Source organism: Streptomyces sp. NPDC058964 (assembly GCF_042741275.1).
Lineage (GTDB): Bacteria > Actinomycetota > Actinomycetes > Streptomycetales > Streptomycetaceae > Streptomyces.
The window spans coordinates 1-1957 of record NZ_JBHYKH010000881.1 but is presented as its reverse complement, the minus strand read 5'-3'; the positions used below and the strand labels follow the sequence as shown (position 1 = coordinate 1957).

Genomic DNA, 1957 nt, shown 5'->3' with positions numbered 1-1957 from the left:
GGCGGGTGGGCCCGGGGGGCGTGGTGCTGCGGCGCGGGGGCGGGGGCGCAGTGCCGGGGCTCGGGCGGGTCGCCCGGCTCCGCAAGCAGGCCGCCGCCCGCGGCATCGCCCTCGCGGCCGCCCAGATCATCGACCCGGCCACCTCCGAGCTGCGCGACCTGTTCGCCGCGAAGTACTCCCGGCTGCGCGCCCACAAGGGCGTGTCGGTGGAACTCGCGCACGACGTCGTCGCGGACGCCAACTACTTCGGCACCCTGATGGTGGAGGAAGGGCTGGCGGACGGCATGGTCTCCGGGTCCGTGCACTCCACGGCCGCCACCATCCGCCCCGCCTTCGAGATCATCAAGACCGAGCCGGGCTCCTCGATCGTGTCGTCGGTGTTCTTCATGTGCCTGGCCGACAAGGTGCTGGTCTACGGCGACTGCGCGGTCAACCCCGACCCGAACGCCGAGCAGCTGGCGGACATCGCCATCCAGTCGGCCGCCACCGCCCAGCAGTTCGGCGTGGAGCCACGGATCGCGATGCTGTCGTACTCCACCGGCACCTCCGGTTCGGGCGCCGACGTCGACAAGGTTCGCGAGGCGACGGAGCTGGCCCGCTCGCGGCGGCCCGACCTGAAGATCGAGGGACCGATCCAGTACGACGCGGCCGTGGAACCGTCGGTCGCGGCCACCAAGCTGCCGGGCTCCGAGGTGGCCGGGCAGGCCAGCGTGCTGATCTTCCCCGACCTCAACACCGGCAACAACACGTACAAGGCCGTGCAGCGCTCGGCCGGCGCCATCGCCGTCGGCCCGGTCCTGCAGGGCCTGCGCAAGCCGGTCAACGACCTGTCCCGGGGCGCCCTCGTCCAGGACATCGTCAACACCGTCGCCATCACGGCGATCCAGGCCCAGAACCCGAGCGAGAAGGCATTCGCCCAGTGAGCCCCGCCCACCCGTCTCCCACGACTCCCACCCCCGCCCCGTCCGACGAGCTTCGCTCGGCCCCTCCCGCTCGAGTCCTCGTCCTCAACTCCGGCTCTTCGTCGGTGAAGTACCAGCTGCTGGACATGCGCGACGGCAGCCGGCCGGCGGCGGGCCTCGTCGAGCGCATCGGCGAGCAGACCTCCCGGCTGAAGCACACCTGCCTCGCCTCGGACACCACCCGCGAGCTGAACGGGCCCATCGCCGACCACGACGCCGCCCTCAAGGCCGTCGCCGAGGAACTGGCCAGGGACGGTCTCGGCCTCGACTCCCCGGAACTGGCCGCCATCGGGCACCGGGTGGTGCACGGCGGCATGTTCTTCACCCAGCCCACGCTCATCGACGACGCCGTGCTCCGCGAGATCGAGCGGCTGATCCCCCTCGCGCCGCTGCACAACCCGGCCAACCTCACCGGCATCCGCACCGCGCGGGCGCTGCGCCCCGACCTGCCCCAGGTCGCCGTCTTCGACACGGCGTTCCACACGACCATGCCGGAGTCCGCGGCGCGCTACGCCATCGACCCGAAGCTCGCCGACCGGCACCGTATCCGGCGCTACGGCTTCCACGGCACCTCGCACGCCTATGTCTCCCGGGCGGCCGCGGAACTTCTCGGCAAGGACCCGGACGAGGTGAACGTCATCGTGCTGCACCTGGGCAACGGGGCGTCCGCCTCGGCGGTGCGGGGCGGCCGGTGCGTGGACACCTCCATGGGGCTCACCCCGTTGGAGGGGCTCGTGATGGGAACGCGCTCCGGCGACCTGGATCCCGCCGTAATCTTCCATTTGGCGCGAGTTGGCGGAATGTCCATGGACGAGATCGACACTCTTCTCAACAAGAGAAGCGGTCTGTTCGGCCTGTGCGGTGACAACGACATGCGGGAGATCCGCCGCCGGGTGGACGAGGGCGACGAGGATGCACGGCTCGCCGGCGCCCTCACAAAAAAAACCCAGAAGAAATAAAAACAGTCTCAGATAGACAAAACCAAGCCCACACAC

Annotated in this window: 1 protein-coding gene and 1 pseudogene; both read left to right on the top strand. The window is 70.3% G+C overall.

The annotated features are described in order from the left end of the window. Positions 1-923: phosphate acetyltransferase (gene pta / locus ACFW2E_RS45945; protein WP_384477892.1), on the top strand; the 923-nt coding region annotated here is incomplete at its 5' end. Continuing rightward, positions 920-1888: pseudogene (locus ACFW2E_RS45940) on the top strand (acetate kinase); the annotation flags it as partial. The gene pta and the pseudogene ACFW2E_RS45940, both read left to right, overlap by 4 nt. Positions 1889-1957 lie beyond the last annotated feature (69 nt).